Here is a 24353-nt window from a genome sequence, read left to right on the forward strand (position 1 = left end):
GAAGGTGTTAGCGACATAGTCTGGCTGAAGCACAGCAAAATGACGCGGAAAACGTTATCCTGTTGTGATACCGACGTTGCATTTTTCAGGAGCGAAACAATGAAAGTTGCGGTTTACAGCACCAAGCATTACGACCAAAAATACCTTGAACACGTCAACGACAGCTACGGATTTGAGCTGCAGTTTTTTGACTTTCTGCTGACACCGGCGACGGCAAAGAACGCCGCGGGCTGTGATGCGGTGTGTATTTTCGTCAACGATGATGCCAGCAAAGCGGTGCTGGAAGAGTTGGCGGCGCTGGGCGTGAAGCACGTTGCGCTGCGCTGTGCCGGTTTCAATAACGTCGATCTGGCGGCGGCGAAAGCGCTCGGCTTAAACGTGGTGCGCGTCCCGGCGTATTCGCCAGAAGCGGTGGCGGAACATGCGGTTGGCCTGATGATGACGCTGAATCGTCGCATTCACCGCGCCTATCAACGCACGCGCGACGCTAACTTCTCGCTGGATGGCTTAACCGGCTTCAACATGCATAACAAAACCGCGGGCGTGGTCGGAACCGGCAAGATTGGTATCGCGGCGATGCGTATTCTCAAGGGATTTGGCATGCGCCTGTTAGCGTTCGATCCCTATCCAAGCCAGGCGGCGCTGGAGCTGGGCGCGGAATATGTCGATCTCAAAACGCTGTTCGCTGAAGCCGATGTGATTACGCTGCACTGTCCGCTTACGCCGGAAAACCACCATCTGCTCAACGCGCAGGCGTTCAGCCAAATGAAAGATGGCGTGATGATCATCAACACCAGCCGTGGCGGTTTGATTGATTCACAAGCGGCAATTGATGCGCTTAAGCAGCAGAAGATTGGTTCGCTGGGAATGGATGTGTATGAAAACGAGCGCGATCTGTTCTTTGAAGACAAATCGAATGACGTGATTCAGGATGATGTGTTCCGTCGTCTGTCGGCCTGTCACAACGTGCTGTTCACCGGCCATCAGGCTTTCCTGACCGCCGAAGCCTTGACGGCAATTTCAGAAACCACGCTCAGCAACTTGCAACAGCTGGAACGCGGCGAAATCAGCCCGAATCAGGTCACCGCTTAACCCTTCTGCGCCTGCCTTAGCGGGCGCAGCTTCCACCCATTAGCGCCTGTTCGTCACAGCGACGACCATTCGCCAACTGGCACATACCGATGCGTGAACCGTCTAACTGACGCGAAAACGCCAGCGATCCCCCGGCATTACTGCAATTCACTTCAGCCATTGATGACATCACAACGCGCGGTTGTACGTGGGCGGCAGTAGCTTGTTGCGGCGGTTCGTTGTCACTGTTGCTGCTGCAGGCAGAAAGTAACAAGGTAGCGCCAGCCAGCAGGAAGAGAGCGGCTTTCATCGATGGGGCTCCGGGGATTGAGCGAAAAAGTCGCACCAGCATATGTCAGGTGCGCTGAGGGATCGATAGGCGACACAGCTTTTTACAAAATTTAATTTCAATGTTTGCAAGCAGAATTATCCTGTTTGAGATGTTTCCGCCCTTTTCACCCGGCGGATGATTTGTTTATCAATAACTAAGGAGAGAACGATGTTGACGGATATGCTTATCCGCATCGCGCTGGCTGGAATCCTCGGCGGACTGATTGGGCTAGAGCGGCAGCTGCGCGCCAAAGAGGCCGGTTTGCGCACCCATATCCTGGTCGGTATCGGCAGCGCGATGTTTATGCTGGTATCGAAATATGGCTTTGCCGATATGTTAGTCAGCGACCATGTAGCGCTCGATCCCAGCCGTATTGCGGCGCAGGTGGTGAGCGGCATGGGCTTCCTCGGCGCCGGTACCATCATTATTCAGAAGCAAGTGGTGAAAGGTCTTACTACCGCCGCCGGTTTATGGGTCACTGCGGCGATTGGTCTGGTGATCGGTAGCGGCATGTATGAAATCGGTATCTACGGCACCGTGCTGGCGCTGGTAGTGCTGGAGACGTTCCGTCGCATCAGTCACTGGTTGATTGGCCGTCACCATACGCTGCTGGTGCACCTCAAACCCAAAAGCGTGCCGCTGGTGCTACTGGTGCTGCAACGCGAAAATGTGCGTTACGGTCACATCGCCGTAGTTAACCGTGATGAAGAGGTTGGTCTGTGCGAACTGAGCGTTGAGGTGACATTGTCACGACGCACACCAATGCATAACATCTATGACAAGGTGATGGAAATCAAAGGCGTTCAATCGCTGGAGATGATGTAAAAATCATCAATGTTAGATTGTGGTGCGCTGCCACCTCGCCAGCACACAGATGAAAAAGTCGCGTCATAGCCCTTTGCTAAACTGAACTGATAACCCCCGTAAAGTTTGCGGGTTTCTCCGCGTAGCAAAGGACGATTTATGATTACCGTCGACGGTAACGGTGCAGTGGCTTCAGTCGCCTTCCGCACCAGCGAAGTGATTGCCATTTATCCCATCACGCCCAGCTCAACCATGGCCGAGCTGGCGGATAGCTGGTCCGGCGAAGGCCGCCGTAATATCTGGGGCGATGTGCCGCGCGTGGTCGAGATGCAATCTGAAGGCGGCGCGATTGCCACGGTGCACGGCGCGCTGCAAACCGGCGCACTCTCAACCACCTTCACCTCTTCGCAGGGATTGCTGTTGATGATCCCGACGCTCTACAAACTGGCGGGCCAGCTGACGCCGTTTGTGCTGCACGTCGCGGCGCGGACCGTGGCGACGCACGCGCTGTCGATATTTGGCGATCACTCCGATGTCATGGCAGTACGACAAACCGGCTGCGCGCAGCTCTGCGCCTCCAGCGTGCAGGAAGCGCAGGATTTTGCCCTGATTGCACAAATCGCCTCACTGAATAGCCGCATCCCATTTATCCACTTCTTCGATGGCTTCCGCACCTCGCACGAGATCAACAAGATCGTGCCGATCAGCGATGAAACCTTGCAGGCGCTGATGCCCGCCGAGGCAATCAACGCCCATCGCGCCCGTGCATTGACGCCGGATCGTCCAACGATTCGCGGCACATCCGCCAATCCTGATACCTATTTCCAGTCACGCGAAGCCACCAACCGCTGGTATGACGATTGCACCCAGCACGTTGAGGCTGCAATGACCGCGTTTGGCGAAAATACCGGCCGCCATTATCAGCCGTTTGAGTTTTACGGCCATCCGCAGGCCGGGCGCGTAATGGTGATGATGGGCTCCGGCTGCGGCACGGCTGAAGAGGCGATTGATGAAATGCTGCAGCGTGGCGAGAAAGTCGGGCTGTTGAAAGTGCGCCTCTATCGCCCGTTTTCGGCGGCGCATTTGCTGCAAAAGATCCCCGCTTCCGCCCAGCGGATTGCGGTGCTCGATCGCACCAAAGAGCCCGGCGCGCTCGGCGAACCGCTATTCCTGGATGTGATGACCGCGCTGGCTGAAGCTTACAGCCGTGGCGAGAGTGCGTCGCTGCCGAAGGTAATCGGCGGTCGCTATGGTTTGTCGTCGAAAGAGTTCGCACCCGATGCGGTGCTGGCAGTGTTTCGTGCCTTGCTGCGCGAAACACCGCCAGCGCGTTTTACCGTCGGCATTTACGACGACGTCACCCATCTTTCGCTGCCGCTGGAAGCCAACATCGTGCCGAATCGCGCACGGCTTGAAGCGCTGTTTTATGGTTTGGGCAGCGACGGCAGCGTCAGCGCCAGTAAAAACAACCTGAAGATAATCGGTAACGCTACGCCGTGGCAGGTGCAGGGCTATTTCGTCTACGACTCGAAGAAAGCCGGCGGCCTGACGGTTTCCCATCTGCGCGTCAGTGAATATCCGATTCAATCCGCCTATTTGATTCAGCAAGCCGATTTCATTGGCTGCCATCAGCTGCAGTTTATCGATAAGTATTCGATGCTCGATCAGCTTAAACCGGGCGGGATTTTTCTACTCAATACGCCCTACAGCGCTGAGGAGGTGTGGCCGCGCCTGCCGCAGGAAGTGCAGAGCCAGCTCAACGACAAACAGGCGCGCTTCTATGTGATCAACGCTGCCCGTATCGCGCGCGAATGCCAGCTGGGCGCGCGTATCAACACCGTGATGCAGATGGCCTTTTTCCAGCTGACCCAGATTTTGCCGGGCGATAGCGCGTTAACCGAACTGCAAAACGCCATTGCGCGCAGTTACAGCAGTAAAGGCGAAGAGCTGGTGCAGCGCAACTGGCAAGCGCTAGCGATGGCACAACAAGCGCTACAGACGGTGCCGCTGCAACCGGTAGACGATCGCAGTCCGCATCGCCCGCCGGTGGTAGCCGATAGCGCACCCGATTTCGTCAAAACCGTCACCGCAGCGATGCTGGCCGGCCTTGGCGATAAACTGCCGGTTTCGGCGCTGCCGCCTGATGGAACCTGGCCAGTTGGCACCACGCAATGGGAAAAGCGCAATATCGCCGAAGCCGTGCCGATCTGGCAGCCCGATCTCTGTACGCAGTGCAACCATTGCGTCGCCGCCTGCCCGCACTCGGCGATTCGCGCCAAAGTGGTTGATCCTGCAGCACTGGAAGATGCGCCAGCTTCGCTCGCTTCACTGGATGTTAAATCGCGCGATATGCGCGGACAGAAATACGTGCTGCAGGTGGCGCCGGAAGATTGCACCGGCTGCAATCTGTGTGTGGAAGTGTGCCCGGCCAGCGACCGCCAGCATCCAGAAATCAAAGCCATCAACATGAAATCACGCCTGGAGCATGTTGAGACGGAAAAGGTCAATTATGATGCCTTCCTCGCGCTGCCGGAGATCACCGCCGAGCAGCTGGAACGTATTGATATCCGCACCTCGCAGCTGATCACGCCGCTGTTTGAATATTCCGGTGCCTGCTCGGGCTGCGGGGAAACGCCCTATATCAAACTACTGACGCAGCTGTATGGCGATCGCCTGCTGATTGCCAATGCCACCGGCTGCTCCTCCATTTATGGCGGTAATCTGCCTTCCACGCCTTACACCACCAATGCTGAAGGTCGCGGTCCGGCGTGGGCGAATTCGCTATTTGAAGATAATGCCGAATTTGGTCTGGGCTTCCGCTTGAGCGTCGACCAGCAGAAACAGCGCGCGCTCAGACTACTTGATCAATGCGCTGCGCAGCTACCGGCGGCATTGGTTGACGCATTAAAAGGTGACAACGTCACCGTCTCGCAACGACGCGAGCAGATTACACAGCTGCGCGCCCTTCTCGCTGCGTCATCGCAGCCTGAAGCCAAAGCCCTAAACGACACAGCGGATGCGCTGGTGGCGAAATCGGTCTGGCTGATTGGTGGCGATGGTTGGGCGTACGACATTGGCTACGGCGGCCTCGATCACTTGATTAGCCTGAGCGAAAACGTCAACGTGCTGGTGCTGGATACGCAGTGTTACTCCAATACCGGTGGCCAGGCATCAAAAGCGACGCCGCTCGGCGCGGTGACCAAGTTTGGCGAACAGGGGAAACGCAAGGCGCGTAAGGATCTCGGCATGTCGACGCTGCTGTATGGGCATGTGTATGTGGCGCAGATTTCGCTGGGCGCCCAGCTCAATCAAACCGTGAAAGCGATTCAGGAAGCGGAAGCCTGGCCGGGACCCTCGCTGATCATCGCTTACAGCCCGTGTGAAGAGCATGGCTACGATCTGGCTTATAGCCACGAACAGATGCGCCTGCTGACCACCAGCGGTTTCTGGCCGCTTTATCGTTTTGATCCTCGACGCGCCGAGCAAGGTAAAGCCGCGCTGGCGCTGGATTCGCGTCCGCCGACCTCGGAACTCGAACAGGCATTAATGAACGAGCAGCGTTTCCGCCAATTGCAAACTCAGCGGCCAGAAGAAGCGTCGCAGCTGTGGCGTGATGCAACGGAAGCCGCCAGTCAGCGTTATCAGCGGCTGGCCGAGTTAGCCGGGAAAACCGAGAAAAGCGAGTAGATGAAAAAGCCCGGCGCGATGGCCGGGCGTTTCTTTGCTGGGTTAATGTTGATGGATTAACAAGGCTTGAGCTGAACGATGGCCATCTCTACCGCCCGATTCGGTGAGCCGGTGAGTTCACGATAGCGCAACTGTAGATTGCGCAACTCGCTGGCTAACACCTCTTTTTCGGTTGCTGCGCCTCGCTGTGCCAGCTCCAGATAACATTGCCCCACCAGCCGACACGCCTCTTCAAAAACCATATCGTACGTTTGCATTTGCCGCTCCTCACCTAAAGAAAGTAAAAAAAGCACTTCGGCCATCCTGTCAGGCCCAGATGAGGTAAATATTTGCCCAGATCAATAAATAGCCAGATTGTTCTGACAAAGTGTGCGCCTTTGTCTCAAGCGCAATGAGTTATCATCAGAAAAGAGATCACTTCAGGCTAGCATTCGCGCCCGCAATCCGTACCATACGCAGTCATGTTTACAGGGTTTATTGCCGTTGAAGATTGCTTCAGCCGCTAACGGCCCTCGCCTTCACTCTTAAGCGTGAAAATAATGTCAGAAAATCAAGAAGTAACAAAAAAAGAGCAGTACAACCTCAACAAACTGCAGAAGCGTTTGCGTCGCAACGTTGGCGAAGCCATTGCTGACTTCAACATGATTGAAGAAGGCGATCGCATCATGGTTTGTCTGTCTGGTGGTAAAGACAGCTACACCATGCTGGAGATCCTGCGTAATTTGCAGCAGAGCGCGCCGGTGAATTTCTCGCTGGTAGCAGTGAATCTCGACCAGAAACAGCCCGGTTTCCCGGAGCATATTCTGCCAGCCTATCTGGAACAACAGGGCGTTGAGTATCACATCGTTAACGAAGACACTTATTCCATCGTTAAAGATAAGATTCCTGAAGGCAAAACTACCTGCTCGCTCTGTTCGCGTCTGCGCCGCGGGATTCTGTATCGCACCGCCACCGAGTTGGGTTGTAGCAAAATCGCCTTAGGTCATCATCGCGACGATATTCTGCAGACTATGTTCCTCAACATGTTCTACGGCGGCAAGATGAAAGGCATGCCACCAAAACTGATGAGCGATGACGGTAAACATATTGTGATTCGTCCACTGGCATACTGCCGCGAGAAAGACATCATTCGTTTTGCGGAAGCGCGCCAGTTCCCGATCATTCCGTGCAATCTGTGCGGTTCGCAACCGAATCTGCAACGTCAGGTGGTTGCCGACATGCTGCGTGACTGGGATAAACGTTATCCGGGCCGTATCGAAACCATGTTTACCGCGATGCAGAATGTGGTGCCATCACACATGGCCGACATTAATCTGTTCGATTTTAAAGGCATCAAACACGGTGATGCCGTGGTGGATGGCGGTGATTTGGCGTTTGATCGCGAAAGCTTGCCGGTGCAGCCCGCGGGCTGGCAGCCAGAAGAGGATGATGCGCCGAATCTCAGCGTACGTCTTGATGTGCTGGAAATTAAGTAATCGGTTTTGCTGTGAAAAAGGCGCGTCGCTTCGGCTACGCGCCTTTTTTATTAACGGTGCGGCGGTGGATCCTGGATCGGTGGGAATTCGGGATCGTGCGGTGGCTGTGCGGGTGGTATCGGCTGCGGTTGTGGAATCGGTTCGGGAATCGGTGGTGGATCGGTAGGAATCGGTTCGCTGGCAATGATCTCTTGCATGCCCTTCTCCTTGTCGCTGAATGTCCTTTAAGCATAGGAAAGGTTGGCCGAGCAAGCCAGGCGGGCAAAAAAAAGCCGGCGGATAAGCCGGCGTCGTACGAATCAAATGTGCTATGCAGTAATTCAAAAAAGGAAGTAAGACAATATGGAGCGCAACGCCCATCGCTTGACGTTGCATTCACCTGCGGGAAAGAGTTTGCCCCGATTGCGCTGGCGGGATATTGATATCGATCAGGTTTAATCCGCTTTTATGCCTTACAACCATTTCCGCCGTTTCAGCCATATCGCCACGCCGCCAACCATCACCAATAGCAGCACGCAGAAAGCGGTAAAGCCCAGCGCCCAATTGCCGCCCGGAATGCCGCCGAGGTTGACGCCGAATAAGCCGGTAAGGAACGTGGCCGGTAAAAAAATCATCGCCATCAACGACATGGTATAAGTGCGGCGGTTCATCGATTCCGCAAGGATTGACGCCACTTCATCCGCCAGAATCGAAGTACGCGCCACGCCCGCATTAAGATCGTCCAATCCGCGACCTAAGCGATCGGCAACTTCTTGCATACGGCGACGATCGTCGTCGTTCATCCACGCCATCTTCTCGATAGCCAGCCGCGCATAGACATCGCGCTGCGGTGCCATATAACGACGCATCACAATCAATTGCTTACGCAGCAGCGCCAAATCGCCGCGCGCTGGTACTTCCTGATTCATCAGCGCATCTTCCAGCTCGATAATTTTATCGTGCATCTCTTCGATAAATTCGCTGGCGTGATCGGTTAACGCATCGCACACATCCACCAGCCAGCTGCCGCCATCAACCGGACCGTTACCTTGTTGTAGATCGGTCAGCACGGCATCAATGGCGTACACTTTGCGCCGGCGCGTCGAGACAATCAGCTTATCGTTGATAAATACGCGCATCGCCACCAGCTGATCGGGACGTGAATCGGCGTTATGGTTAACGCTGCGCAATACAATCATGAAGCCGTCGCCGAGCCTTGTCACGCGCGGCCGCATGCTGTCGCCCGCCAGCGCATCACGCACCGAATCGGGTATCAGCGGCGTGTTTTGCAGCCATTCCGCACTTTGTCGTTGGGTGTAATTGAGGTGCAACCAGCAGGGACGTTCGCAGTTGATGACGTCTTTATCTTCGATGGGGATCATGCCGCCTGCGCCATCCAGCTGACAGGACACAATGGCATCGGATACTTGTAACGCTTTTCCTTCAATGACGTTCACGAACTCGCCTCACTATCAAAATCAATACGATACAGTCTAGCGTGGCGCAGACCAGTTGCAATCATAAGGCTGTGAGCAAAGATGACAGGCGGTGACAATCACCGCCTGCGGATGTGCGGGATTAATGCTTCTCAATCCACAGCTCGCGGCTGTACGCCACGTCTTCAGGATTGGTGATCGGATAACCTTTCACCCACGGCTTGATTAAGCGGCCGTTGGTGTATTGGTAGATCGGCGCGATCGGTGCCTGATCGGCGATGATCTGCTCGGCTTTGTTGTAATCGGTGTTACGCGCCGCCACGCTGGTTTCAGTGCTGGCTTTGGTGATCACCGCATCGTAATCGGCACTGCGGAAGCGCGCGATATTGCCGGTGTGGGTCGAGGTCAGCAGACTGAGGAAGGTTGAAGGCTCATTATAATCGCCGATCCATGACGCGCGGATCACATCGAAACTGCCGCTATTACGGCTGTCAATATAGGTTTTCCACTCCTGATTTTGCAAGGTGACATCCACGCCAAGATTCTTCTTCCACATTGAAGCCACCGCGATAGCAATTTTCTGATGGCTTTCCGAGGTGTTGTAGAGCAGCGTCAAATGCAGCGGTTTGCCCGGTCCATAACCTGCCGCTGTCAGCAATGCTTTGGCCTGCGCGTTCAGCTCCTGCTGGCTATGTTGCTGCAGATAGCTCTTCATCGGGGTGAAACCGGCGGTAACGTCCGGCGTGAAGTGCCAGGCCGGTTTCTCGCCGGTGCCCAATACTTTCTCCGCAATGATGCGACGATCGATACTCCACGACAGCGCCTTGCGCACGCGTACATCAGCGGTTGGCCCTTTCTCGGTATTGAACGCGTAGTAATAGGTGCCAAGCTGATCCGGCGTATACACCTGACCAGGCAACTCTTTTTTCAGCAGCGCGTACATGTTTTTTGGGAAGGATTCGGTGATATCGATATCGTTGGCACGATAGCGTTTGGTAGCACTGGACTCTTCATTAATCGGAATAAACGTGACTTTCGTCAGCACCGATTTTTTGTCATCCCAATAGTTAGCGTTGCGCACCAATACAATTTTTTCGTTCACCACGCGATCCTGCAGCTTATAAGCGCCATTGCCCACCAGCTTGCCCGGTGACGTCCAGCTATCGCCCTCTTTTTCAATTACTTGCTTCGATACCGGATACATCGCGGCGTTGGCGACCATGCTCGGGAACCACGGCACAGGACGTGACAATGTCACCTTAAGGTGAGTCGCATCGGTTGCCGTCACGCCCAGCTTATCGGCGCTCATCTGTCCTTTGGTGATTGCTTCGGCGTTTTCAATGCCGCTCAAGGCGGCGAACCAGGCAAACGGCGAACTGTTCTTCGGCTCAACTAAACGTTGCCAGCTGTAGACAAAATCCTGCGCGGTAACCGGCTCACCATTTGACCAACGCGCATCTTTGCGCAGGGTAAACATCCAGGTTTTGTTGTCGTTGCTGCTCCAGCTTAGCGCCACGCCCGGCACGATTTTTCCGTGGGCGTCCTGATTGGTCAGCCCTTCAAACAGATCGCGCATCACCTGAATTTCTGGCAAGCCAACCGCCTTCATCGGATCGAGTGAAGCGGGTTCATCTTTAATATGGCGAACAATTTCCTGGGTGCTGGCCAGCTGTGCGCCCGACGGCACGTTGGCGGCGAATGCGGGTGAGACAGCACTGGCTACAATTAAGGCAGTCAGCGTTTTGCGGAACGTTAGTTTCATCACCACTCCTTTACGCGAAAAAAATGGCGACCGCGAAGAGATTGTGTCGCCAGCAACTTTTGGCACTTTATCGCAAATTGCTGATTGATATATAGCTATTTCCCCGCAGGCTATTTACCGTTATGTTGAGGCTGGATTCCCGGTCACATTTTTACCTTGAGCGCCAGAAGGCTTTTGGCGGTGTTGGAAGCATTTCATAGAGGAACGTCATGTCGTCATACCATCCACGTCCGCTGCGCGGCAAGCTGGACGCTGTCTGGCAACAATACGGGCAATCGGTGCTGGGTGCACCGCTGCTGTGGTTTCCGGCACCCGCCGCCGATGCCGAAAGCGGGCTGATTATTGCAGGCACGCACGGCGACGAGAATGCCGCGATTGCCACCTTATCGGGCGCGATGCGCACCTTGCCGGACGCGCTGCGGCGTCATCACGTTGTTCTGGCGGTCAATCCCGATGGTTGTCAGTTGGGGCTGCGCGCCAACGCCAACGGCGTCGATCTTAACCGTAATTTCCCCGCCGCTAACTGGCAGCATGGCGACACGGTGTATCGCTGGAACAGCGAAGCGGATGAGCGTGATGTGGTGCTCTCAACCGGATCAGCGCCCTCTTCCGAACCAGAAACCCGCGCGCTGTGCCAGCTGATTCATCAGATCAAACCGCGTTGGGTGGTTTCGTGGCATGAACCGCTGGCCTGTATTGATGATCCGCACCACAGCGATTTAGCGCAGTGGCTGGCGCAGCAGACCGCGCTGCCGGTGGTGAGCAGCGTGGGTTATGCTACGCCGGGTTCGTTTGGCAGCTGGTGCGACGATCTCGGCCTGTTATGCATTACCGCCGAGATGCCGCCGATTTCGGTGGACGAAGCCACCGAAGTCTATCTGGAAGCGATGATCAATCTGCTGCGCTGGCAGCCAGCGGCTTGATTACGCCGTGAGAGAAATGCAGCGACGGTTCAACATCGGCCGCAAGCCAGGTTGGACCGTCGAGATCCGCGAAGGTCGCGCGCGCCGTCAGCGGTAATGCCGCACGAATCGCCCGCGACGTGCAGAGCATGCAGCCGAGCATAATCGCGAATCCCTGCTGCTGCGCCGCCTCTGCCAGCGCCAGCGCTTCCGTTAATCCGCCGGTTTTATCCAGCTTGATATTCACCATCTCATAGCGCCCTTTCAGCTGCGGCAGGCTTTCACGCGTATGGCAGCTTTCATCGGCGCAGATTGGCAGCGGATGGATAAAGTTGCCCAGCGCGCTGTCTTCTGCGGCCGGCAGCGGCTGTTCCAGCATCGCGACATTTAGGTCGGCCAGCAGCTGACAGCGTGCCGCCAGGCCTTCGGCATGCCAGGATTCGTTGGCATCGACAATCAAAGTCGCGTCCGGTACCGCGCTGCGTATCGCCACCAATCGTTCGCTGATCAGGTGATCGTCCATTTTAATCTTCAATAAACGCGCGCCATGTTGCCACAGCGCCTGCGCGCTGCTGGCCATCGCATCTGGCGTATCGATGCTGATGGTATGTGCGGTGACAATCTCTTCAGCCAGTGGCACCGCGCACAATTGCACCAGACTTTCGCCTTGCTGCTGTCGTGCCAGATCCCACAGTGCGCAGTCAATCGCGTTGCGTGCCGCGCCCGCCGGTAACGCCTGTTGCAGCGCTTCTCGCGTCATGCCGCTTTGCAACGCGCTCAGCTGCGAGGCGATCTGCTTGAGCACCGACTCCTCACTTTCACCGTAGCGCGCGTAAGGCGTCGCTTCGCCAACACCTTTAACGCCATCTTGCTCGATTTCCACTACCACAACATGCGCCTCGGTGCGGCTGCCGCGCGAAATAACAAACGGCGAATGTAACGGCCAGGCTTCCGGATAACTCTTCACTGTTCTCATTATTTCTCCTTAAATCCGGCGCTTTAATGCGAGCCGGCTCGATTATCGCCAGGAAATGCGCTCGTAAACCCTTAAAAATTATGTCATAAACAAGCGCTATACCTGTTCTGGCGTTCCAAAAGTCAGATATTTCATCGTTAAAAAAGGAAATCGCATGTCTCAGACTGTTCACTTTCAGGGCAATCCGGTGCCGGTTGCAGGCCAGTTCCCACAAGTTGGCGAGCAAGCTAAACCTTTCAACCTGGTCGCAAAAGATCTTACTGACGTATCCCTGGCTAATTATGCAGGCAAACGCAAAGTTCTGAACATTTTCCCAAGCATTGATACTGGCGTGTGTGCGGCATCGGTGCGTAAGTTTAACGAGCGTTCAGGTGAAGCGAACAACACGATTGTGCTGTGCATCTCTTCCGACCTGCCTTTCGCTCAGTCACGCTTCTGTGGCGCAGAGAACGTCAGCAACGTGATCACGCTCTCTTCCCTGCGTGGCGCTGAGTTTAAAGAAAACTATGGCGTGGCGATTGCTGATGGCCCGCTGAAAGGCCTGACCGCGCGTGCGGTGGTGGTGCTGGATGAAAACGATAAAGTGATTTACAGCGAGCTGGTGAATGAAATCACCGAAGAGCCAAACTACGATGCCGCGCTGGCTGCGCTGAAGTAAATCTCTCGCCTGCCAGGCAAAACAGAAAGCACCGAATGATTAACGCTTCGGTGCTTTTTTTATGCTCACCTTCAGGATGGCTCAATTTTCAACCTGTTGATTTATCGCGATACGTAGCACTTCTTCCCGCCATGTTGCATTTTTACTGTGATTCTTGTTACCCGTATCACATTAATTAAAAAACATAAAACCCGTAACAAATCCCGCAATTGTTCCCATCAGCATCGCTACCTATAACTAACCGTCAATTGCACTTAAGCGATTCAAAGACAGGCGGGAATCTTTATGCAAGCAAGCTTATCCATTAAAGAAAAGTTCAGTTATGGCCTCGGTGATATGGCCAGCCATATCGCCATCGATAACGTCATTATTTTTCTCACCTTTTACTACACCGATGTGGTGGGTTTGCCCGCAATCTTTGTTGGCACGCTGTTTTTAATGGCGCGCGTCGCCGATGCGGTGATCGACCCGGCGATGGGGATGGTGGCTGACCGAACCCGTTCACGCTGGGGCAAATTCCGTCCCTGGCTATTGATGCTCGCGGTACCGTTCGGCGTCAGCTGTATGTTGATTTATGCGGTGCCGGAAAGCCTGTCGCTGACTGGCAAGATGATTTACGCCGCCGTGACCTACAGCCTGATGATGCTGATGTACACCGCCATCAATATTCCTTACTGCTCGATGGGGGCGATTATCACCGCCGATGATAATCAGCGCATCTCCCTGCAATCATGGCGTTTCTTCCTCGCCACGCTGGGCGGCGCGATGTCCACTTTCCTGATGATCCCGCTCGCCACCTGGCTGGGCGGCGGTAACAAACTGGACGGTTATTTCGCAGCAATGTCGATAATGGCGACGCTGGCAACCCTGCTGTTTTTTATCTGTTTTCTCAATACACGCGAACGCATCAATGCTCCCGCTAACCACGGCAACTTTCTTGCCGATCTGCGCGATTTGCTGCGTAACGATCAGTGGCGCGTGGTCGCGTTGCTGGTGTTCTGCAATATCTCATTCGGCGTGGTGCGGCTCGGCGCGATGATGTACTACGTCACCTATTTTCTGGGTGATGCCAACCTCTTCATGTGGCTGCTGGCCGCGCATATTGTCGGCAAAAGCGTCGGTAGCGTGCTGGCGAAACTGCTGACGCGCCACCTGAACAAAATCACCGCCTTTACGCTCAGCGCCATTACTGCTGGCGTGCTAAGCATCAGCATCGTGTTCCTGCCCGGCTCGCTGGCGCTGTTGGTTGGCATGACATTCATCGTCTCCAGCTTCTATCAGGTCACCACCACATTGATGTGGGTGATGATGGCCGATGTGGTGGATTACGGTGAATATCGTCAGGGAAAACGCCTCGATGGCACCGTCTTCTCGACTCTGCTCGCCGTACTGAAAATGGGCATGGCCATTAGCGGCGCGATTGTAGGCTGGACGCTTGGCCTGAGCGGTTACGTCGCTCAGGCACCGCATCAGCAACCCGCCGCCATGATGGCCATCGTGGCGCTGTTTTCGGTGGTTCCCGGCCTGCTGTCGCTGTTAAGCGCGCTGGCGATGCGCGGCTACAAACTTAACGATGCCACCATGCGCACCATCAATCAGCACAAAGTGTCAGCCCAACCGGCTGCCACTGCTTCCCCCCTTTTACAACCACAGGAGTTGTCATGAGTGAATTACGCGCCGAATCCCAGCGTATTATCTGGACATTTGACCGTCAGACGCTGGTTATCGAACCCTGGGGCGCGCATAGCCTGCGAGTACGAGCCACCTGTCAGCCCGAACTGATCGACCATGACTGGGCGTTGTTATCGCCTGCGGCTTGCGAGGTGGAGATCCAGCGCGAGCATGAATCTCTCAGCCTGCGTAACGGCAATATCACCGCCACGCTGAATATTCGCGGCCAGCTGGCTTTCTATAATCAGCACGGCGAATTGCTGCTCGAGGAGTTCTGGCGTCAGCGCAGCACCGTGGGCATCGGTGCCAGCGAAAAGAGCCAGGACAAATACATCAGCGCCCTGAAGCTGGATGCGCGCGCCTTTCGACCGATTCCGGGAGGGAAATATCAGCTGAGCGTGCGCTTTGAAGCGCGTGCCGAAGAGAAAATCTATGGCATGGGCCAGTATCAGCAGGATTGTCTCGATCTGAAAGGCTGCACGCTTGAGCTGGCACAGCGCAATTCGCAGGCCAGCGTGCCGTTTATGGTATCCAATCTGGGCTACGGCTTGCTGTGGCATAACCCGGCCATCGGCGAGGTGACCTTTGGTAAAAACGGCACGCGCTGGCAAGCCGAAGTAACCGATCAGATGGATTACTGGATCACCGCAGGCGACACACCCGCTGAGATCGTGCGTCAGTATGGCCGCGCCACTGGCACAGCACCGATGATGCCCAGCTTCGCGACCGGTTTCTGGCAATGCAAACTGCGCTATCGCACTCAGCAGGAAGTGCTGGAGGTCGCGCGCGAATATCGCCGCCTGCAGCTACCGCTCTCGGTGATCGTCATCGACTTTTTCCACTGGCCAAATCAGGGAACCTGGTGTTTCGATGCGCGCGACTGGCCGGATCCGCGTGCCATGGTGCAGGAGCTGAAAGAGATGGGCATCGAAACCATGGTGTCGGTGTGGCCCACAGTGGATAGCCGCAGTGATAACTATCGTCTGATGAAATCCAAAGGCTTGCTGGTTAACAGCGAGCGCGGCGTATCGGTGAACCTTGATTTTATGGGCAACACCACCTTTTTTGACGCCACGCATCCCGCCGCACGCGAGTTCGTCTGGCAGGAAGTTAAGCGCAATTATTATGACCACGGCATCCGCACTTTTTGGCTCGACGAAGCGGAGCCAGAATACCGCGCCTACGATTTTGATAATTACCGCTATCATCTCGGTCCGGTACAGGAAGTGGGCAATATCTATCCGCAGCTGTTTGCCCGCGGATTTTATGAAGGTCTGCAACAACAGGGCGAGAGCGAGATCGTCAATCTGGTGCGCTGCGCTTGGGCGGGCAGCCAGCGTTACGGCGTGCTTGCCTGGTCGGGCGACGTTCACTCCTCGTTCCATGCCTTACGTAATCAGTTCACTGCCGGGCTGAATATGGCGATGGCAGGTATTCCATGGTGGACCACCGACATCGGCGGTTTTCAGGGCGGGAATATTCATGATCCGGCGTTTCATGAACTGTTGATCCGTTGGTTCCAATGGGCGGTATTCTGTCCGGTGATGCGTTTGCATGGTTACCGCGAGCCACAAATTGCACCTGAAGAAGCCTGGCGCGACGGCATTGCGCAGTGCAACAGCGGCTCACCCAATGAGGTATGGAGTTACGGTGAGGAGAATTACGCGCTGATGAAAAGTTGCCTGCTGCAACGTGAGCAGATTCGCCCCTATATTGATGGCCTGATGCGCGAAGCCCATGAGCTCGGTGATCCGGTGATGCGCCCGCTGTTCTATCACTACCCGCAGCAGCTAGAGAGCTGGCAAGTGGAAGATCAGTATCTGCTGGGCCGCGACCTTCTGGTGGCGCCGGTGCTAAACGCCGGGCAGCGTGAACGTGAAGTGTGGTTACCTGCTGGTGAACAATGGATTACCCGCAATGGTGAATGCTATCAAGGCGGCCAACGCATCAGCGTCGCCGCACCACTGAGTGAAATTCCGGTGTTTACGAGAGCAGGAAGTCAGGTAGACATCCGCGTGCCAGAGTAGATGCAGATTTACGAAAGGTCGCCATGAATGGCGTAATGCTTGTCAGTTAGAGAGCATGTTGCTTTAAATCTGGTGCGGGCACTGACACATCTGCTGCGTCACGGGCCGTCCTCGCGCCGCTAGCGCGGTACCTTCGGCTTTCACATTGTGCCAACGGACCATTCGGGGATCGGCCGTCCTGGCCGGCCCCGAACTGCCTCACGCATCCATGCGTGAGGCTCCTGGCCCAACGTAAAAGCCTCAGCGCTGCGAATGGCCCTTTTGCCGCAGCAGATGCGCCAGCGCCTCTGGCAAATGTGCCCTTTTCAACAACACGCACGGAAGCTCCGGCCAGCGCACTCGTCGTTGGCTTAACCGACAAGGATTACGCCATAAATGGCGACCGCAGACAGAACGGCGTTGCGAAATGCATGCGCTCTATTACTCGCTCTCGTTGCGCTTCTGCCCTAACCCATATTCACGCAGCTTATTGGCAATTGCGGTATGCGACACGCCGAGGCGTTTCGCCAGTTTGCGCGTGCTGGGATAAGAGAGATAGAGACGCGTCAGCACCGAACGTTCGAAACGGCTGGTGATATCGTCCAGCGAACCTTCCATCGCCTCTTCGCCCAATGACACATCGAGCGCCTGCTCTGGCAACACAATATCTTGTGGCCCCAGCTCGTAACCTTCCAGCTGCGTCAGCGCACGGTACAGCGCATTCTTCAACTGGCGTACGTTACCGGGCCAGTTATAGCGCGTCAGGAATGGCGTCAGCTGCGATGAGAGACGCGGACGCGGCAAGCCTTGTTCATCGGCGAAACGCGCGACAAACATTTCGGTGAGCGGCAGAATATCCAGCGGACGTTCGCGCAGCGGCGGCAGATTGAGCGTCAGCACATTCAGGCGATAAAACAGATCTTCGCGGAACTCACCACGCTGCACCAGCTCAATCAAATTCTTCTGCGTGGCGCAAATCACGCGCACATCAACGTGCACTTCATGCTCTTCGCCCACGCGGCGGAACGTGCCGTCGTTGAGGAAACGCAGCAGTTTGGTCTGCATGCGTGGCGACATTTCGCCAATCTCATCCAGCAATACCGAACCGCCGTTAGCCTGCTCGAAGAAGCCTTTCTTGCCTTCCAGCGCATTGGGATAAGCACCGGCAGCGTGACCAAATAGCTCACTCTCCGCCACATCATCCGGCAATGAGGCGCAGTTCAGCGCCAGGAACGGTTTTTTGCCGCGCGCGCTACGCAAATGACAGGCGCGCGCCAGCATATCTTTGCCGGTGCCGGTATCGCCCACGATTAACAGCGGCGCATCGTGCATCGCCAGCTTGCGCGCCTGATCGATCACCTGACGCATTTTTGGCGTAACCGCCACGATATGATCGAACTCCGATTCATCGGTAACGGTAAGATTCTGCAACTGTCGGCCCATACGCGCCGTCGATTTCAGGGTGATCATCGCGCCGACCGGCAGGTCGCTCTGGCCCTCTTCTTCTGCCAGATAAATCGGTCGCGCTTCCATCAGGAAATCGCGCCCCTGAATCACCACATGCTGCGCCTGTGCGTCAACGCGATCATTCTCCAGCCAGCGCTGGAAATTGAAGCCGGTGATGAGGGTGCCAACGTTTTGATTGCGCAGCTTCTGCTCATCAAGGGTGAACAGATTCTGTGCTGCCGGATTGGCCAGCTCGACTTTGCATTTCAGATCGATGGATAACACCGGTTCTGGCATCGCCACCAGCAGCGCGCTCAATGCGCGATGCTCGCGTTCAGAGGGCATAAACGAAACGGTACGTACATCTGTCACGCCAGGTGTACGGCGGATTTCCGCCATCAGATTACTGAAGGGTTCAAACTCCAGTGCGGTAAAATTGAGATAAATGCGACCGAGTGGCGCAATTTCGATGCCGCGCAGGTCGATATTGCGGGCAACCAGCAGGTCGAGCAACTCGCGCGCCAGACCGATTCGGTCCTGGCAGAAAACTTCCAAACGCATTGCGATGAGCCTTAGTCAGGTTTTGATTTTAGTGATAATACGCTAACTTGCAGCGCCTCAGAAGAGGCCTGTCAGGAAAAGTTGACAGCCAGAGGCAGGTGATAAAGGGAAGTGTAACGGAGCGACCAACAAAAATCCCGCCGAATATGCGTGGTAACACAGATAATTTTACCTTTCACGCCAGTTGCAGCGTGAAAGGTACGCAAGTGCTGATTATTTAGCAGCCTGCCCTGCTTTATCCCCACTTTTTACCAGGGATTCTTTCAGCTGACCGATTAACTCGCGACGGAAATCGCCCAGACGCGGCTTATCATCTTCCAGCCACGGTAACGGGCGACACAGCTCCATGGCTTTAATGCCGAGACGTGCGGTGAGCAAACCGGCACCAATCCCTTGCGCAGCGCGGGTTGACAGGCGTGCGGCAAGATCCTGTGACATCCAATCCATCCCGACTTCGCGCACCAGTTCGGAAGCCCCGGCAAACGCCATATTGAGCAGCACTAAGCGGAACAGGCGGATGCGGCTAAAGTAACCCAGCTCAATGCCATAGATCGCCGCGATGCGATTGACCAGCCGCAGATTGCGCCAGGCGATAAACGCCATGTCTACCAAAGCCAGCGGGCTAACGGCGATCATTAACGTCGATTCGGCGGCGTGACGGCTTATTTCCCGGCGCGCCTGACGATCCAGCACCGGCTGCACCAGTTGGGCATATAAGGTGACGATTTCACGATCGTTGTGGGTTTCATGCAGCGCCGCATGCCAGCGCTGCAGTGCAGGATGCGCCTGATCAAGCTGCGCCTGTTGCGCCAGCTTTTCACAGAACGCACGACCTTTGCCGACGCCGTGACTGTGCAGCAATTCGCGGCCAATATCGCGCTCTTCGGCCCGCTGACGCAGACGATATAAACGCCGCCATTCGCCAATCAGCGCGCCCGCACCCGCGGCAACTATCAATGTGCCTGCCACGCCGGTGCCGAGGGTAAACCAGTCGCGCAGCAGCCACGCATCGTGCAGCGTTTGCGCGCCCTGCGCCACCACGCTGACGCCGAAAATAGCCAGGCCAACGCCCACCATTTTGCGCCACAGGCTGCGCTTCGGCCGCAGCGCGGCTTCCACCACTTTTTCGCCTTCGCCCTCTTCCAACGGCTCGGCTTCCGCCGTGGCGAGAAAGGCTTTCTCGCTGTCCGCGCTAAAGGTTTGTGCGGCGCGCAGCGGTTTTTCCGCTTCCACCGTCAGCGGACGGGCAAAATCAATGCGTCCTTTCAAAGGTGTTTCGTCGCTCATCGCAATTTATCTCCCAGTAAAAATTCCAGCGCGGCATCCATGCGAATATGCGGCAGCGGGCGATCAACATCCAGCTGCTGCGGCCGGAACTGTTCAAACTGAAATCCCTGCTGCTGCCAGAAATTGTGGCCAGGCAAGCGCGGCGGCACTTCGCCAGGATAGAACGTCAGCGCTTCATTATCGGCAAGACGATGACCGCGCAACGCCGGTAATTTCTCGCCACGATGATCAACCAGCCCACTTTCTGTGGCCTGCACCGAGGCTAAACCGAGGCAATCCATATTGATGCCTTCGAACGCCGCGTTTTGCCACGCGTCCTGCACCAGCTGCTGCAAAAGGGACACCATATTGGCGTGCTGATCCGAAGTCACATGATCGGCTTTGGTGGCAGCAAACAGCAGCTTATCGATCACCGGAGAGAACAGACGGCGGAACAGCGTGCGCTGACCGTAGTGGAAACTCTGCATCAGTTGCGTCAAGGCAAGACGCATATCGTTGAACGCTTGCGGCCCGCTGTTAAGCGGTTGCAGACAATCTACCAGCACGATTTGGCGATCGAAACGCAGGAAATGATTTTTATAGAATCCTTTCACCACGTGCTGGCAGTAATAGTTGAAACGCTGCTGCAGCATGGCGAAGTTGCTGCCTGCTGGCGCTTGAGCCAGCTTGCTAACCTGCATCTCGTCGACCTGCGGCCACGGGAAGAACTGCAGCGCGGGCGCGCCGGCCATATCGCCCGGCAATACAAAGCGGCCCGGCTGGATAAAGTGCAAGCCTTCGCTTTTGCATTGGTGCAGATAGTCGGTCCAGGCAGCGGCAATCGCTGCCAGACGATTTTCATCGGCGGGCGCAAAAGGATCGAGATCGGCGCACAAGCTGCGCCATTGTGCTGACCAGCCTGCGCGATCGCCCTGCAGCAAGCCCACCATCTGACGTGACCAGCTGAGATAATCCTGCGCCAGCATCGGCAGATCCAGCAGCCATTCGCCGGGGTAATCGACAATTTCAAGGTAGAGCGTGGCGGTATCTTTGAAATGGCGCAGCAGCGATTCATCCGGACGATAGCGCAGCGCCAGACGCATTTCGCTCACACCACGCGTCGGCGTCGGCCACATCGGCGGCGTGCCGTACAGTTGCGCCAGACCTTCGTCGTAGGTGAAACGCGGCGTGCCGAGTTCACGCTGCGGCACGCGCTTGACGCCCAGCAGGCGATCTTCGCGCACCACGGAAAGCAGCGGCAAACGTGCGCCGCTGTGGACATTGAGAAGCTGGTTAACCAGCGAAGTGATAAACGCGGTTTTGCCGCTACGGCTTAAACCGGTTACAGCCAGGCGCAGATGGCGGTCAACACCGCGGTTCATCAACGCCACAAATTCATTTTGCAGTCTTTTCATCGTTCTCCCTGATGAATCGTGCCGATAAGCGTTTAAACGCTTTGCTCAGCAACGGTTCCAGGGCGGCCGCCAGCAACAGGCGCAGCGGACGGCGCGCCACCGATTTCACCGCCCAGCCAGCGATACCGCCGGGCCCGTAAGTTACTGCACTAATGATGATAAATTTCCCCGCCGACATCAACGCAGGTGTCGCGCGACGGCGCAGAGCAGTAAAACGTTGAGTTTGCATAGAGCCTCTTATCACAATAGAAGAAGTGGGCCCGAAAGCCCGGGAATTTAGATCTGGCGGAAGCGGCTGCGCACGCTAAACGTCTCTGAAGTGACGTAGCGTTCTACTTCACGCACTTTTCGCTCATCGCTTTGCAGCGTTGTTTCCAGCTCGTCGAGCAGTTCACGTGCGCTGGGTGCCCGTTCAGATGTCGCATCAACGGGTTTCTCGTCCAGCACAAAGCCCAAAATAAAATAGGCGACGATGGTGAACATAAACAGCCCAAGGAACAGCGACAACACCACAATCACACGCAGCAAGCGCACCGGAATGTCGAGGTACTCGGCGATACCCGCGCAGACGCCGCGTACTTTGCCCTGCTGCGGAATGCGCCACAGTTTACGGCCATTCATCATGGTTGCCTCCAGTTTGGATGTTCGGCATCCAAAATGGCTTCCAGTGCTTCAACACGCTCACGCATGCGGCGCGCATCCTGGGTAATTTGTTGCAAACGCTGCAGGTCACTCGACGATAGATCGGCGCCGCCGTTGCGTTTGTTGCTGTAATGCAGCCATAACCAAATTGGTGCGACAAACAGCACGAAAATCGTTAAAGGTATGGCTAAAAAAAGTGCGCTCATTGACTCTCCTTAATCACTAACACCATTTTTAACTCGGGCCCGCAATCAGGCCCGTGGCGATCACTCAGGGCGGTTCATTTTGGCTTTCAGCGCGGCCAGCTGCTGGCTGATTTCATCATCGGCTTTCAGCTCGGCGAACTCCTGATCCAGACCTTTTGGTTTACCAAAACGCTGGCTTTCAGCTTCTGCTTCCATGTTATCGATGCGACGTTCAAAGGATTCGAAACGTGCCATCGCATCATCAATCTTGCCGCTGTCGAGCTGACGACGCACATCACGTGATGACGATGCTGCCTGATGGCGCAGCGTTAACGCCTGCTGACGCGCACGGGTTTCAGTGAGTTTTTTCTCCAGCTCACCGATCTCGCCTTTCATGCGGTCCAGCGTCTCTTCAACCTGGGTCGATTCCTGCTGCAGCGCAGCAATCAAATCGGTCAGCTTCTGCTTCTCAATTAAAGCAGCACGCGCCAGATCTTCTTTACCTTTGTTGATTGCCAGCTCCGCTTTTTCCTGCCATTCGGCCTGCTGAATTTCAGCCTGCTCGCTACGGCGCAGCAGCTGTTTCTTTTCGGCCAGCGCGCGGGCTGAGGTTGAACGGACTTCAACCAGCGTGTCTTCCATTTCCTGAATCATCAGGCGTACCAGTTTCTGCGGATCTTCGGCGCGCTCCAGCAGAGAGTTGATGTTAGCGTTCACGATGTCGGCGAAACGAGAAAAAATACCCATAATGATGTTCCTCAAATTTTGTATGTAGGTGCGCGAGGCGCTCTTCACTAATACAATTCGCGTGCCAACTTTTAATTTATTGATTTTAAGCAATTTGTTTATTTTACATCCGCCAGAACATCGCTTAAGGTAGTGAAATTGATTAATCAGTAGCGAATTTCATCATGGCGAACAGTTCAGACAACCTGTTAGGCGAATCGAATAACTTTCTGGAGGTACTGGAACAGGTTTCGCGCTTAGCGCCGCTGGAAAAACCGGTGCTGGTGATTGGCGAGCGCGGCACCGGTAAAGAGCTGATTGCCAGCCGCCTGCATTATCTGTCAAACCGCTGGGAAGGTCCGTTTGTTTCGCTGAACTGCGCCGCGCTAAATGAAAACCTGCTCGATTCCGAACTCTTCGGTCATGAAGCCGGCGCGTTTACCGGGGCGCAAAAACGCCATCTGGGACGCTTCGAACGCGCCGATGGCGGCACGCTGTTTCTTGATGAACTCGCCACCGCGCCGATGCTGGTGCAGGAGAAATTGCTGCGCGTGATTGAATACGGACAGCTGGAACGCGTTGGCGGTAATCAATCTTTGCAGGTGAATGTGCGTTTGGTGTGCGCCACCAATGAAGATCTGCCGGCGCTTGCCGCCGCCGGTAAATTCCGCGCCGACCTGCTCGATCGCCTCGCCTTTGATGTGGTGCAGCTGCCGCCGCTGCGTGAACGCCGCAGCGACATACTGGTGATGGCCAACCATTTCGCCATTCAGATGTGCCGCGAACTGGGCTTGCCGCTGTTCCCTGGCTTCAGCGATCGCGCCCAGCTGACGTTGCTCAATCACAGCTGGCCCGGCAACGTGCGTGAACTGAAGAACGTGGTCGAGCGTTCGGTTTATCGCCATCACAGCGCCGACGATGAGCTGGATAACATTATCATTAACCCGTTCGCCCCCCGCACGCCGCCCGCCGACGTCATTGCCCAAGCGGACGTATCTGCCTTGCCTTCCCTGCCGCTGGATTTGCGTCAGTGGCAAAATCAACAGGAACGCGAGCTGGTTGAAGCGAGTTTACAGCAAGCCAAATACAACCAGCGCCGCGCCGCCGAGTTATTGCGTGTGACGTATCACCAATTACGCGCCATGATGAAGAAGCACGGGATTCAGGCCCGCGACGAGGATTAGCCAAATCGCCATAAACGTCGCCTATACGTATTCATTTGATTTTTCTTTTTTAAAGCAAATCGCACGGTGTTTTTTTCTAACTGTTTCGAGTGGATGCAAGGCGGCAAGCGAGGACATCCCTGGGAGCATACATAAGTATGTGACCAGGGTGGACGAGCGCAGCCAACGCG

22 protein-coding genes are annotated in these 24353 nt (G+C 55.7%); 9 read left to right on the plus strand and 13 right to left on the minus strand.

Features of this window, described 5'->3' with window-relative positions:
* The first annotated feature begins 99 nt into the window (after positions 1–99).
* A complete protein-coding gene (locus ACVLVH_RS04725; RefSeq protein ID WP_192233964.1) occupies positions 100–1092 on the plus strand; it encodes a 2-hydroxyacid dehydrogenase in 993 nt (330 codons plus the stop codon).
* Between the two features lie 16 nt (positions 1093–1108).
* On the opposite strand, the gene ACVLVH_RS04730 is transcribed toward ACVLVH_RS04725, so the two are convergent.
* Positions 1109–1381: a putative hemolysin gene (locus ACVLVH_RS04730; protein ID WP_061718809.1), complete on the minus strand. Its 273-nt coding sequence runs from the start codon at positions 1379–1381 to the stop codon at positions 1109–1111.
* 189 nt (positions 1382–1570) lie between these two features.
* Between ACVLVH_RS04730 and ACVLVH_RS04735 the strand changes: the two genes are divergently transcribed.
* Positions 1571–2227, plus strand: coding sequence for an MgtC/SapB family protein (locus ACVLVH_RS04735; RefSeq protein WP_061718808.1), 657 nt, complete (start codon positions 1571–1573; stop codon positions 2225–2227).
* Between the two features lie 138 nt (positions 2228–2365).
* Entirely contained in the window at positions 2366–5893 is a 3528-nt protein-coding gene (nifJ, locus tag ACVLVH_RS04740; protein ID WP_498948860.1) for a pyruvate:ferredoxin (flavodoxin) oxidoreductase, read from the plus strand.
* Between the two features lie 56 nt (positions 5894–5949).
* Here the strand turns inward: nifJ and ACVLVH_RS04745 are convergent, their stop codons facing one another.
* A complete protein-coding gene (locus ACVLVH_RS04745) occupies positions 5950–6150 on the minus strand; it encodes a DUF2767 family protein (RefSeq protein WP_008106442.1) in 201 nt (66 codons plus the stop codon).
* Positions 6151–6432: 282 nt separating this feature from the next.
* On the opposite strand from ACVLVH_RS04745, the gene ttcA reads away from it, so the two are divergent.
* Positions 6433–7368: a tRNA 2-thiocytidine(32) synthetase TtcA gene (ttcA, locus tag ACVLVH_RS04750; protein WP_101764303.1), complete on the plus strand. Its 936-nt coding sequence runs from the start codon at positions 6433–6435 to the stop codon at positions 7366–7368.
* 50 nt (positions 7369–7418) lie between these two features.
* Here the strand turns inward: ttcA and ACVLVH_RS04755 are convergent, their stop codons facing one another.
* The 3 genes from ACVLVH_RS04755 to ACVLVH_RS04765 form a co-directional block, all read right to left on the minus strand.
* A complete protein-coding gene (locus tag ACVLVH_RS04755) occupies positions 7419–7565 on the minus strand; it encodes a hypothetical protein (protein ID WP_167391210.1) in 147 nt (48 codons plus the stop codon).
* A gap of 255 nt (positions 7566–7820) precedes the next feature.
* The gene (gene zntB, locus ACVLVH_RS04760; RefSeq protein ID WP_137385861.1) at positions 7821–8804 is read right to left on the minus strand and encodes a zinc transporter ZntB; all 984 of its coding nucleotides are present in this window, start codon (positions 8802–8804) and stop codon (positions 7821–7823) included.
* A gap of 121 nt (positions 8805–8925) precedes the next feature.
* Positions 8926–10545: a peptide ABC transporter substrate-binding protein gene (locus ACVLVH_RS04765; protein ID WP_498948861.1), complete on the minus strand. Its 1620-nt coding sequence runs from the start codon at positions 10543–10545 to the stop codon at positions 8926–8928.
* A gap of 209 nt (positions 10546–10754) precedes the next feature.
* On the opposite strand from ACVLVH_RS04765, the gene mpaA reads away from it, so the two are divergent.
* Positions 10755–11468: a murein tripeptide amidase MpaA gene (gene mpaA / locus ACVLVH_RS04770; protein WP_498948863.1), complete on the plus strand. Its 714-nt coding sequence runs from the start codon at positions 10755–10757 to the stop codon at positions 11466–11468.
* Here mpaA and ycjG read toward each other — a convergent pair.
* Entirely contained in the window at positions 11437–12423 is a 987-nt protein-coding gene (gene ycjG / locus ACVLVH_RS04775) for an L-Ala-D/L-Glu epimerase (protein WP_498948864.1), read from the minus strand. The two genes, mpaA and ycjG, sit on opposite strands and share 32 nt — an antisense overlap.
* Before the next feature lie 154 nt (positions 12424–12577).
* On the opposite strand from ycjG, the gene tpx reads away from it, so the two are divergent.
* The 3 genes from tpx to ACVLVH_RS04790 all read left to right on the plus strand — a co-directional run bounded on the left by tpx (position 12578) and on the right by ACVLVH_RS04790 (position 16779).
* A complete protein-coding gene (tpx, locus tag ACVLVH_RS04780; protein WP_277973647.1) occupies positions 12578–13081 on the plus strand; it encodes a thiol peroxidase in 504 nt (167 codons plus the stop codon).
* Between the two features lie 285 nt (positions 13082–13366).
* Positions 13367–14746: a glycoside-pentoside-hexuronide (GPH):cation symporter gene (locus ACVLVH_RS04785; protein WP_498948865.1), complete on the plus strand. Its 1380-nt coding sequence runs from the start codon at positions 13367–13369 to the stop codon at positions 14744–14746.
* Positions 14743–16779 carry a glycoside hydrolase family 31 protein gene (locus ACVLVH_RS04790; RefSeq protein ID WP_498948866.1) on the plus strand — a complete coding sequence of 679 codons (2037 nt, stop codon included), beginning with the start codon at positions 14743–14745 and terminating at the stop codon, positions 16777–16779. Before ACVLVH_RS04785 ends, ACVLVH_RS04790 begins: the two co-directional genes overlap by 4 nt.
* 420 nt (positions 16780–17199) lie before the next feature.
* Here ACVLVH_RS04790 and tyrR read toward each other — a convergent pair whose 3' ends face one another.
* The 7 genes from tyrR to pspA all read right to left on the minus strand — a co-directional run bounded on the left by tyrR (position 17200) and on the right by pspA (position 23020).
* Positions 17200–18765, minus strand: a complete 1566-nt coding sequence (gene tyrR / locus ACVLVH_RS04795) for a transcriptional regulator TyrR (protein ID WP_101764295.1) — start codon at positions 18763–18765, stop codon at positions 17200–17202.
* A 213-nt stretch (positions 18766–18978) separates the two neighbouring features.
* Positions 18979–20052 carry a YcjF family protein gene (locus ACVLVH_RS04800; protein ID WP_101764294.1) on the minus strand — a complete coding sequence of 358 codons (1074 nt, stop codon included), beginning with the start codon at positions 20050–20052 and terminating at the stop codon, positions 18979–18981.
* Entirely contained in the window at positions 20049–21446 is a 1398-nt protein-coding gene (locus tag ACVLVH_RS04805; RefSeq protein WP_192411774.1) for a YcjX family GTP-binding protein, read from the minus strand. The genes ACVLVH_RS04800 and ACVLVH_RS04805 overlap by 4 nt, the downstream gene beginning before the upstream one ends.
* On the minus strand, positions 21427–21675 hold the full coding sequence (gene pspD / locus ACVLVH_RS04810; protein ID WP_007888070.1) for a phage shock protein PspD: 249 nt from the start codon (positions 21673–21675) through the stop codon (positions 21427–21429). The genes ACVLVH_RS04805 and pspD overlap by 20 nt, the downstream gene beginning before the upstream one ends.
* Before the next feature lie 47 nt (positions 21676–21722).
* Positions 21723–22070, minus strand: coding sequence for an envelope stress response membrane protein PspC (gene pspC / locus ACVLVH_RS04815; RefSeq protein ID WP_101764292.1), 348 nt, complete (start codon positions 22068–22070; stop codon positions 21723–21725).
* Entirely contained in the window at positions 22067–22294 is a 228-nt protein-coding gene (gene pspB, locus ACVLVH_RS04820) for an envelope stress response membrane protein PspB (RefSeq protein ID WP_007888081.1), read from the minus strand. Before pspB ends, pspC begins: the two co-directional genes overlap by 4 nt.
* A 60-nt stretch (positions 22295–22354) precedes the next feature.
* Positions 22355–23020, minus strand: a complete 666-nt coding sequence (pspA, locus tag ACVLVH_RS04825) for a phage shock protein PspA (protein ID WP_192411773.1) — start codon at positions 23018–23020, stop codon at positions 22355–22357.
* Between the two features lie 164 nt (positions 23021–23184).
* Here pspA and pspF point away from each other — a divergent pair, with 164 nt between their 5' ends.
* Positions 23185–24183 carry a phage shock protein operon transcriptional activator gene (gene pspF / locus ACVLVH_RS04830; RefSeq protein WP_137385865.1) on the plus strand — a complete coding sequence of 333 codons (999 nt, stop codon included), beginning with the start codon at positions 23185–23187 and terminating at the stop codon, positions 24181–24183.
* The last annotated feature ends 170 nt before the right edge of the window (positions 24184–24353 follow it).

The sequence above is a fragment of the Kluyvera sp. 1366 genome (assembly GCF_054823405.1).

What these genes read in the sequence shown, in the direction of transcription:
- tyrR (WP_101764295.1), bottom strand. Translation starts at nt 18,765, where the DNA reads ATGCGTTTGGAAGTTTTCTGCCAGGACCGAATCGGTCTGGCGCGCGAG.
- ACVLVH_RS04735 (WP_061718808.1), top strand. Translation starts at nt 1,571, where the DNA reads ATGTTGACGGATATGCTTATCCGCATCGCGCTGGCTGGAATCCTCGGC.
- ACVLVH_RS04745 (WP_008106442.1), bottom strand. Translation starts at nt 6,150, where the DNA reads ATGCAAACGTACGATATGGTTTTTGAAGAGGCGTGTCGGCTGGTGGGG.
- pspD (WP_007888070.1), bottom strand. Translation starts at nt 21,675, where the DNA reads ATGCAAACTCAACGTTTTACTGCTCTGCGCCGTCGCGCGACACCTGCG.
- ACVLVH_RS04805 (WP_192411774.1), bottom strand. Translation starts at nt 21,446, where the DNA reads ATGAAAAGACTGCAAAATGAATTTGTGGCGTTGATGAACCGCGGTGTT.
- pspA (WP_192411773.1), bottom strand. Translation starts at nt 23,020, where the DNA reads ATGGGTATTTTTTCTCGTTTCGCCGACATCGTGAACGCTAACATCAAC.
- ACVLVH_RS04790 (WP_498948866.1), top strand. Translation starts at nt 14,743, where the DNA reads ATGAGTGAATTACGCGCCGAATCCCAGCGTATTATCTGGACATTTGAC.
- mpaA (WP_498948863.1), top strand. Translation starts at nt 10,755, where the DNA reads ATGTCGTCATACCATCCACGTCCGCTGCGCGGCAAGCTGGACGCTGTC.
- ACVLVH_RS04785 (WP_498948865.1), top strand. Translation starts at nt 13,367, where the DNA reads ATGCAAGCAAGCTTATCCATTAAAGAAAAGTTCAGTTATGGCCTCGGT.
- pspB (WP_007888081.1), bottom strand. Translation starts at nt 22,294, where the DNA reads ATGAGCGCACTTTTTTTAGCCATACCTTTAACGATTTTCGTGCTGTTT.
- ACVLVH_RS04755 (WP_167391210.1), bottom strand. Translation starts at nt 7,565, where the DNA reads ATGCAAGAGATCATTGCCAGCGAACCGATTCCTACCGATCCACCACCG.
- ttcA (WP_101764303.1), top strand. Translation starts at nt 6,433, where the DNA reads ATGTCAGAAAATCAAGAAGTAACAAAAAAAGAGCAGTACAACCTCAAC.
- ycjG (WP_498948864.1), bottom strand. Translation starts at nt 12,423, where the DNA reads ATGAGAACAGTGAAGAGTTATCCGGAAGCCTGGCCGTTACATTCGCCG.
- ACVLVH_RS04800 (WP_101764294.1), bottom strand. Translation starts at nt 20,052, where the DNA reads ATGAGCGACGAAACACCTTTGAAAGGACGCATTGATTTTGCCCGTCCG.
- tpx (WP_277973647.1), top strand. Translation starts at nt 12,578, where the DNA reads ATGTCTCAGACTGTTCACTTTCAGGGCAATCCGGTGCCGGTTGCAGGC.
- nifJ (WP_498948860.1), top strand. Translation starts at nt 2,366, where the DNA reads ATGATTACCGTCGACGGTAACGGTGCAGTGGCTTCAGTCGCCTTCCGC.
- ACVLVH_RS04725 (WP_192233964.1), top strand. Translation starts at nt 100, where the DNA reads ATGAAAGTTGCGGTTTACAGCACCAAGCATTACGACCAAAAATACCTT.
- pspF (WP_137385865.1), top strand. Translation starts at nt 23,185, where the DNA reads ATGGCGAACAGTTCAGACAACCTGTTAGGCGAATCGAATAACTTTCTG.
- ACVLVH_RS04730 (WP_061718809.1), bottom strand. Translation starts at nt 1,381, where the DNA reads ATGAAAGCCGCTCTCTTCCTGCTGGCTGGCGCTACCTTGTTACTTTCT.
- ACVLVH_RS04765 (WP_498948861.1), bottom strand. Translation starts at nt 10,545, where the DNA reads ATGAAACTAACGTTCCGCAAAACGCTGACTGCCTTAATTGTAGCCAGT.
- pspC (WP_101764292.1), bottom strand. Translation starts at nt 22,070, where the DNA reads ATGATGAATGGCCGTAAACTGTGGCGCATTCCGCAGCAGGGCAAAGTA.